Genomic DNA, 8,051 nt, shown 5'->3' with positions numbered 1-8,051 from the left:
CGCTCGGCTTCCGCAACCTCGCGAACTACACAGCCAGGAGCCTGCTCGAGGCCGGAGGTTTCAGACCCTCGCTACACCCTTGATTCCGAAGAGCCTGATAACCGAGCTTGAACGCCAGCCAGAGAGTGCAGTAGAGCGTCCCGCTACGGCCGATACTGCTCCACTCAAATCAAAAGACGTGCAGACAGCACCGGAGGTGCCTCAGCCCTCCGTCGATCGCGCGACTATCACTCCTGCAATGCCACCAGAGCCCTCCCCGGAGTCGGTCGCACCGGTGAAGGCTCCGCAGGAGGAACCAGTACAGCGCGCCGTGCCCACCGCCGTTCAGGTCGAGCCGGGGGACGAGCTAATCAAGCTGCGCCCCGAGGTGAAGGCCGAGAAGACTGCAGCGCCCGCCCGCGAAGGCTTCCGTGGCTGGTTGAACACCACGTTCAAGGCGAACCTCGCTGCCTCCCCTGCGGAGCAGGCGAGCCGTGAGCGCCGAGTACGCATCCAGCGACCACTGGAAACCCACTGCACCATGGCCGTCGTCCAGCTCAAGGGCGGGGCGACAAAAACAACCGTCGCCTACCACCTGGCCGCGACCTACGGGCGGATCCGCGGAGGAAACATCCTCGCCGGTGAGTTCAACGAGAACCAGGGCACCCTCGGTGAGCGAGCCCTCGCAGGCTCCCACGACCGCACCACACTGGACCTGATCCGCAACCTCGGCACCGTCACCCGACGCACCAGCGACCTCGTGCGCTACATCCGCCCGCAGGGCGACGACCGCATCCACGTCCTCGCATCCCCGCCTGAAGGCGCTGACCGCCGCCGCGTCGACGGCACCTCCGTGAAGGCCGCGCACGACGTGCTGCTCTCGCTCTACAACCTGATCCTGCTCGACACCGGCAACTCAGCCCAAGCATCGACATGGCAGGCCGCCGTCGACGTCGCTGACTCGCTCGTGTTCGTCGCCCAAAACAAAGCCGATGACTTCCGTCTCCTCGAGGCGACCATCGAGGGTGTCAAAGCCCAAGGGCACGCCGCGAAGTTCTCCCGCTCGATCCTGGTCATCACCAACACCGCTCAGCCCAACACTGAGCGCCTCGCCCAGCTCAAGGAATACGGGGAAAGCATCGGCCTCGCGGCCGTCGTCGTCGTGCCGTTCGACCGTTCCCTGCAGGAGGGCCAGAACTTCGACTACGAAGCCCTGAACCCCGCCACACGCCGGGCCTACGAGGAAGCAACAGCCGCCCTCACCGACCAGCTCTAAACGAACATCATCCGCTCTCACATTCGGTCTCAGTTCAAACGCAGGGGTTAGGAAGGCATGGCAGGGGGGAAAGCCATCGGGTGCGGCATCGCCGCGCTCACCGTCGTTCCTATCGGCGCGGTTATGGCCATGACCATGCTTGTCGCAGGCATAGCCGAGGACGAGGAAGCCAACCAGCTCGAACGAGCGTCCTGCACCGTGTCCGAGGACACCGGCGCGGAGCCAGGCGCCCTGCAGGCCGTTCCGAATGGTTGGGGGCCTCTGGTGGAGGCGGCGGCGAAAGAAGCAGGCCTTCCTGCCAGCGTCGTCGCCGCTCAGCTGAACCAAGAATCCGGGTGGAACGAGAATGCCACCAGCCCCGTCGGCGCGCAGGGCGTCGCCCAGTTCATGCCAGCGACGTGGGCGGCCTACGGCGACGGCGGTAACCCGTTCTCCGCGAAGGACGCTATCCCCGCCTACGGGCGGTACATGGCCGCGCTGAAGGAGGAAGTGCAGGTGATCGCAGGCGGGGATGCAAACCTGCTCGTGCAGCTCACCCTCGCCGCGTACAACGCTGGCCCGGGAGCCGTGCAGCAGTACAAGGGAATCCCCCCGTACCAGGAGACCGAGAAGTACGTCAGCGCTATCCTCGACTCCGCGCAGAGCGGGTTCTCCATGGAATGCAAGGCACCCATCGGCGGCAAGCCGTGGGACGGCGACCTCGGAGACGGTGAGTGGACCACTCCCCTACCCGGAGGCGTCTTCACCTCCGGGTACGGGAAGCGCAATGTCATCGGCCTGCCCGCCTGGGCGCAGGATCACGTCGGGGTGGACATCGCCACCCCGGGCGCCGGTTACGGCAACGGCGGGCCCGTCGTCGCGCCGACCGACCTGCGCGTCACCGGGTTCAACGACAAGGACGGGTGCGTGATCGCCAAGGAGGACGGGGACGACCCCGACTTTGGGTTCGCGTTCTGCCACCTGAACGCCTACTCCGTGAAGGTGGGCGACAAGCTCAAGCGCGGTGACATCGTCGGCACCGAGGGCAATAAGGCAGGCCTCGGCAGTGTTCCTACACATCTACATTTCGAGATTTATACACCCGAAGCCCCGGACGTCACCTACCCGTATGAAGGCTTCAACATCGACCCTGAACCGATCCTCAAAGAGAAAGGCGCGTGGCCATCATCATGACTCCGACGCCCACGCACCATCGGCCCATACGCCAGCACGTGCCCCGCCGCGCGGCGGCCGTGCTGTGCCTGGTCCTGCCCCTAACGCTCTCAGCCGTCGCCTGCAGCAACAACGAAGACCAAGCGGGGTCGACACCCGACCCGACGCCCACAACTATCTACGAGGGCTCCTACACGACGGCGGCCGCCGACGACGTGATCGGCAACGGCACCTTCACCACGCCAGAGGACGCCGACCGGAGCGACGTCGAGTCCACAGCCGAAGTCGCCGCCCTCATGCTGCACTCGTGGGACACCACGACCGACACCACCCAGACGGCTGCCGCCATTCGTGCGATCCCGCTGATGAGCAACGAATGGGCAGCCAATCAGGTCGAGCCCGAGCGCAACGGCGCACAAGGCGAATGGCTGAAGCCAGCCGAACACCAGGCATACAGCGCACCCTCGATCGTCCCCGCCCCCGGCGACGTCTCCGAAGACGTAGCCGACGACAAAGCCATCCGTGCCTACGACGTCAGCTGGCGCTGGATCAGCCGCGACGGAACCGACCTCACAACCACTGGCCGGCAGATCGTCACGATCTACCTCGAAAAGCACGACGACCAGTGGGACGTCGTAGGCCACCAGTTCCAAGACATGGGGCTCTGATCGTTATGAGCGACAAAATTATGAGCGACACGCCGAGGCAGTGCGGGTTTAAGCCATTTCAGAAATCTAGAGTGCGACGTATGGCTATTCAGAGGAACAGGTCGGTTGGCCGCCCGTCCAAGGGCGATCGCCATGTGGTTACCGCGCGGATCCCGACTGCTGAGGCGGAGAAGCTCTTCGCTATCGCCGAGGCGTTGGGAACGTCAGCCAGCTCATTTATCGCTGATGTGATGTCTGAGAAGCTGGCGTCCATGGACCTCGAACAGCTCACAAACCAGGAGGCACTGCCTCTGTCCCAGGCTTCATAAAAAAGAGGCCCGCCGAAGCGGGCCTCTCCATATTCAAGAATCCAAGCTCTACACCGTCGTTCCGCCAAGATCACCGGTGAAAAGCTCAACCGAGTGCGTCCTTTTCAGGTCGTACCCTCTGCCGAAAGTGTACACCGAGTGCTCGAAGCACCTCCAGCTCTTAATGCCACGCCACGCCGTGACGATTCCCACGCCGATGCTGCGTGGTCCTTAGCAACGCTCATCGCGGGTCAGCCGTTCTACCGCCTTGGGCGGTGGAAGGACGGCCGGTTCCAGTACCCGCGGCCCGCCACTCCCCTGGCGATTACCAGAACGCTTCCTGCGCGGCCCGCGGCGGTCATGCTGCATGCTGTCGACGGTTCTGTCCGCACACTCGTCCTCGACCTCGATACCTCGAAGGCCCGGAAGGCGGTCGTCGACGACGACGCCCGACGCCTCGGAGAGATCCTGTACTCAGCCGGCCTCGCCTACGTCGAGGACGAGTCACCCAGCGGCGGCCGCCACCTGTACGTGCCCCTGCAGGAACCCCTCACCGCGGCCGAGGCCCGCCAGCTGGTCGAAGCCCTCGCACGTCGCGCCGTCAGCCTTGACCCGAGCCCGCACCAGAATGTCGTCCACGGGTGCATCCGCGTCCCAGGATCCGCACACAAGGCCGGTGGCCACCAAAGGCTCATCACGCCACTCACGGACGCCTACGGCATCCTCACCCACCGCAACCCCGCCAGCGCAGTAGCCACCCTCCGCAAAGCCCTAGCACCCGAGCTGCACCGCCTCGAGCAGCAGCGCCGCGCACAGGAACGCGCAACGGCCGCGGCAGCAGCCGTCCGAGCAATTGCCAAGGGATCCGCAACATCATCGGCACCATTGGTAGGCAGTGAGCGCCCGCTGCGCTCCGTGGCCCGTACGGGGATCTACGACACCAGTCGCTATGCCAGTCACTCAGAAGCACGCATGGCGGTTCTCAACCACTTCTCCGCCTGCCACTGGACCCTCGATCAGGTCCGCGCAGGCATGACCGACCAGTTCGCCGGCCTCGCCGCCCTCTACGGCACCAAGACCGACCGGCTCCTGCCCGTCGAGTGGGCCAAAGCCCAAGCGTTCACCGCCACCACCGCCCCAGCGAAAGACCCCTCCCAACAAGCAGGGAAAAAGACTGCGCACAAATACGACACAAGCCTCACTTACCCCACGGGGGGCAGGCCCAACTTCGTTCCGCAGCCAAGCCAGCACTCCATCCATCAGCTCGTGAACGACCTCGAAAATGTCCTCTACGCCGTACTCGACTACAGGCTCATGGAACGCGGCAGGGAAGGCATTCACCTCCGGTTCCTCATCCGCGCAGTCCTGGTCTATATGCGGACCATGGAAACCAACATCCTCGACGTCGGCTGCCGCACCTTCGCCCTCGCTCTCGGCAAGAGCCACGCCACCATCGCCCGCCTTCTACCCATCCTCGAACGAGTATCGGCAGGCATCCTCACCCGCATCGACCGCGCACGCGGCCGCAACGCCGACACTTACGCCGTCCAGCTCCCCGAACACTTCCAGCAGCTCGTGCGCGAGCTCACCTGGCGCAAAGGCAAGATCCACGCCATCCGCCCCGTTTTCCGGTCCCTGGGAGACGTCTCAGCCCTCGCCTACGAAGCCATCGAACGCGGCCACCACTCCCCCAGCACTGCCGATCTCACTCGCACCACGGGCATCTCACGCCGTGCCCTCATCGACCATCTCGCCGGCATGGAGGCCCTGCAGATGATCCGCAGACACCACGGCCGCTGGGAAGTCGTAGCCATCACCAACCTCTCCCAGCTTGCAGACCGCCTCGGTGCTACCGAGGACCGTGAAGCCCAGCTCACCCGCTACCGCAAGGAACGTGCCGCCTGGCACGCGTGGCTGGACCGCCATCTCGTCCCCCAGCTCAACGAGCACGAGCTGCACGACGCAGAAGTAGACGATCACTGGCTACCGCCCCTTGAGAACGAGGACGAGTACCAGCGATCCCTCTGGAACGCCGCGAGACAAGCGGCTTAGCATCGACCACAACACTCAACTTGGTCGAGAGCAGCTCCACGGGCTGCACAACATGGAGGTTCCAACAATGTCTGACGTTGCCGGCGACCAACTCGAAGCGTTCATCAACTCAAGCGCTCACCGGGGCCTCGGCCACAGTTTTCGATGGCTCAGTGCCTACACCAAAGCCTTCTTCCTCGGAGACTTCAGCGGGGCCGCTCTCGGCACCATTGTGGTCATGTGCAAGGCCACCGGAGAGGAAGTGTTGCGTGTCAGCAGCGGAACCCGCGATGAGACAGCCGACCTGCTCATGTGCATCGAACAAGACCTGGCCCAGCTGACGCTCAGCGACTTCCTCGCGGAGTGGAACGCGACCACACCCTGACCACACAGTGGCCACGTCTCCTGCCCACCTGGGCACGGCACAAGCTCCCCCACGCTCCGCTGCTTGTCCCGCACACACATGGACAGCAGGAACCAACGGCCCGGCTGCACACAACCACCTGCGTCACCGACACCGGGTAACTCACCTCGAGCGAGCGGTGGCCGTGCACAGCCTCTTGGCGGTCAGGTACCGAAACGATTCTTGACCGGGATATCACGGCGCCGGCACTGATCCGGACGCACCCACGCCTCACGAGCCCGCGAGAACTCAACCCACTGCGCGTACACCGCATCAGATGTCCATGCCATCGCGAAACCCTTCACCGTCTGCTTCCGCCCATCCGGGTACTCCAACTCCACCCACATCGCAGGCGCCTTCTCCGACTCAGTCGCCGGCCGATCAGGCGGGTCGAGCTGCAGCGGAGGCACATAGCGGTCCGCGCTCGGCGGTATCCCATGCCAACCAGGGCGAGGAGCTGAAGTCACTGGCATACCGTATCGATCTCCTCCGACAAGACAGACCTGCGGGTTCCGCGCCTGCTATTGCTACGGATGCACTACTGAACAAGTAGTAAAGTACTACAATACTACTACCATAGCGCTACTATGGCGGTAGTGGAATCACCTTGATGCGAGTTTCATCGCTCCTGCGTAACCTCGAAAGCCATTTGGCACCAAAGTGCTCCTATAGTGATGTGATACTGCTAGTTGACTAGTAGCAGAGTACTACCATACTGGTACTATATTACTACTACTTCTTTCGGCAGTGGCAGAAGCCAGCGGCGCGTCGGCCGCGATCCAACTATCGCTTTGGTAGCGTGGTACTACCAAACTAGTAGCGCACGACTACCAAATTACTACTGTTTTACTATCAGAAAGGGTTCTATGATTCTCCTGATCGCGCATCATAAGGGCGGTGTTGGTAAAAGCACTATCGCCGTCAATCTCGCCGTGGAGTTTCAGAGGCGCGATATGGATCCGTTCATTCTGGAGGCTGACCCAACGGTCCATACGTCCACTAACTGGGCGAGGGATCGAGAGGAAGCTGGGGGAGTTCCGGTACAGACACTTCAAAAGACCGGGAATCTACGCCAGACACTGACGGACCTAGGGGAGAGATATGGAGTCGTGATTGTCGATGCACCGGGCAAGGATTCACGTGAGATGCGAACGGCTATGACTACAGCAAACATGCTGCTTGCTCCGATCGAACCGACTCAACCGGCATTGGATGTCACAGAGCAACTGGCGAAGGTCATTGAAGAAGCGCGGGATCTGAATCCGGAATTAAAGGTGCTCGCAGTACTGAACCGGGTTCCGACAAATACCTTCTCGAAAGCAGCAGACCAAGCAAAGCAGTACCTGGCTGAGTTCCCTGAAATACGTCTGGCATCAGCCCGGCTGCACGAGCGTAACGCCTACAAGGAGGCCTTGGCTGAGGGGCTGGGCGTGGTCGAGATGCGAGACAGCAAAGCGAAGAACGAGATTCAGAGGTTAGCAGAGGAGATCCTGGCATGGTGAAAGTAAGGCAACGCACCACCGCGCAGCAGGAACGAGCAGCGGAAGAGTTCGCAGCGAAAGCGGAGCAGCCGGAGGTGCCTGAGTCAGAGGACCGTCCCTCCCGACAGGCTCAGCCCAATCAGAACCTGCCGGCATGGAAGCGCCGAAACAAGGAGCCGAAAACGAGCGGTGCAAACATTCGGGTCAGTAAATCTCAACTCGAACTACTGCGCCGGGCAGCTGAGACTGAAGAAATATCGCAGCAAAAGTTGATCGAGAATATCCTTTGGCCAGTCCTGGAGGAACGGTACGGCGACAGATAGAGATCTGCGAGGTGTTGTTAGGTCCTCGAGGAGTATTACGAAGGATTGGGCGTATATGGCGGATGCGGGACTGACGTTCTGCCCGTTGCATCGGCCGCGGATGTCCGAGGGCTGGCAGGACGTCATCAGGATCTCCACGAAGGGCGAGCTGGACAAGCGCGCCGGCGGACTCAAACCACCGCCTGCCGGTTCGTTCGAGGACGAATGACGAAGGCCCCGGGGAGGCTGCGTGGATGGGGGATAAACACGCAGACGACCGGAGCCTTCAGGCCTAGGGCGTGTCTGACAATCGTTTGGACCACGCGATCACCGCGTTCAGCACCACGGCAGCCCGGTAGACGGTGGAGTACTTGTCGTACCGGGTTGCCAGCCCGCGCCACTGCTTGAGTTGGGCGTACTGGCGCTCGATGACGTTGCGGCCCTTGTAGGCGGCCGCGTCGAGGCCCACGGG

8 protein-coding genes and 1 pseudogene are annotated in these 8,051 nt (G+C 62.7%); 8 read left to right on the top strand and 1 reads right to left on the bottom strand.

Annotation, left to right across the window (positions count from 1 at the left end; genetic code table 11):
- Nucleotides 1-238: 238 nt before the first annotated feature.
- The 8 genes from ACIQCY_RS18055 to ACIQCY_RS18020 all read left to right on the top strand — a co-directional run bounded on the left by ACIQCY_RS18055 (nt 239) and on the right by ACIQCY_RS18020 (nt 7,808).
- Nucleotides 239-1,255: a MinD/ParA family protein gene (locus tag ACIQCY_RS18055; RefSeq protein WP_400485183.1), complete on the top strand. Its 1,017-nt coding sequence runs from the start codon at nt 239-241 to the stop codon at nt 1,253-1,255.
- 57 nt (nt 1,256-1,312) lie between these two features.
- Nucleotides 1,313-2,428, top strand: a complete 1,116-nt coding sequence (locus tag ACIQCY_RS18050; protein WP_400485182.1) for a transglycosylase SLT domain-containing protein — start codon at nt 1,313-1,315, stop codon at nt 2,426-2,428.
- Nucleotides 2,413-3,075 (top strand): hypothetical protein, encoded by a 663-nt coding sequence (locus ACIQCY_RS18045; RefSeq protein ID WP_400485181.1) that lies wholly within the window; start codon nt 2,413-2,415, stop codon nt 3,073-3,075. The genes ACIQCY_RS18050 and ACIQCY_RS18045 overlap by 16 nt, the downstream gene beginning before the upstream one ends.
- 647 nt (nt 3,076-3,722) lie before the next feature.
- On the top strand, nt 3,723-5,414 hold the full coding sequence (locus ACIQCY_RS18040) for a hypothetical protein (RefSeq protein WP_400485180.1): 1,692 nt from the start codon (nt 3,723-3,725) through the stop codon (nt 5,412-5,414).
- Nucleotides 5,415-5,481: 67 nt separating this feature from the next.
- Nucleotides 5,482-5,778 carry a hypothetical protein gene (locus ACIQCY_RS18035; protein WP_158505454.1) on the top strand — a complete coding sequence of 99 codons (297 nt, stop codon included), beginning with the start codon at nt 5,482-5,484 and terminating at the stop codon, nt 5,776-5,778.
- Between the two features lie 884 nt (nt 5,779-6,662).
- The gene (locus ACIQCY_RS18030; protein WP_158505794.1) at nt 6,663-7,298 is read left to right on the top strand and encodes an AAA family ATPase; all 636 of its coding nucleotides are present in this window, start codon (nt 6,663-6,665) and stop codon (nt 7,296-7,298) included.
- Nucleotides 7,292-7,600 carry a hypothetical protein gene (locus ACIQCY_RS18025; RefSeq protein WP_158505795.1) on the top strand — a complete coding sequence of 103 codons (309 nt, stop codon included), beginning with the start codon at nt 7,292-7,294 and terminating at the stop codon, nt 7,598-7,600. Before ACIQCY_RS18030 ends, ACIQCY_RS18025 begins: the two co-directional genes overlap by 7 nt.
- Nucleotides 7,601-7,655: 55 nt before the next feature.
- Complete coding sequence (locus tag ACIQCY_RS18020) at nt 7,656-7,808, top strand: hypothetical protein (protein ID WP_158505796.1); 153 nt, start codon at nt 7,656-7,658, stop codon at nt 7,806-7,808.
- A gap of 63 nt (nt 7,809-7,871) precedes the next feature.
- On the opposite strand, the pseudogene ACIQCY_RS18015 reads toward ACIQCY_RS18020, so the two are convergent.
- A pseudogene (locus ACIQCY_RS18015) lies at nt 7,872-8,051 on the bottom strand (IS5/IS1182 family transposase); the annotation flags it as partial.

The sequence above is a fragment of the Arthrobacter sp. NPDC092385 genome (assembly GCF_044755105.1).
Lineage (GTDB): Bacteria > Actinomycetota > Actinomycetes > Actinomycetales > Micrococcaceae > Arthrobacter_D.
The sequence above is the reverse complement of the archived record's forward strand: the minus strand, read 5'-3'. Positions and strand labels throughout refer to the sequence as shown.

Bases quoted from the DNA above. Each gene is read 5' to 3' on its own strand.
- ACIQCY_RS18055 (WP_400485183.1), top strand. From the start codon at position 239: ATGCCACCAGAGCCCTCCCCGGAGTCGGTCGCACCGGTGAAGGCTCCG.
- ACIQCY_RS18050 (WP_400485182.1), top strand. From the start codon at position 1,313: ATGGCAGGGGGGAAAGCCATCGGGTGCGGCATCGCCGCGCTCACCGTC.
- ACIQCY_RS18040 (WP_400485180.1), top strand. From the start codon at position 3,723: ATGCTGCATGCTGTCGACGGTTCTGTCCGCACACTCGTCCTCGACCTC.
- ACIQCY_RS18035 (WP_158505454.1), top strand. From the start codon at position 5,482: ATGTCTGACGTTGCCGGCGACCAACTCGAAGCGTTCATCAACTCAAGC.
- ACIQCY_RS18030 (WP_158505794.1), top strand. From the start codon at position 6,663: ATGATTCTCCTGATCGCGCATCATAAGGGCGGTGTTGGTAAAAGCACT.
- ACIQCY_RS18025 (WP_158505795.1), top strand. From the start codon at position 7,292: ATGGTGAAAGTAAGGCAACGCACCACCGCGCAGCAGGAACGAGCAGCG.
- ACIQCY_RS18020 (WP_158505796.1), top strand. From the start codon at position 7,656: ATGGCGGATGCGGGACTGACGTTCTGCCCGTTGCATCGGCCGCGGATG.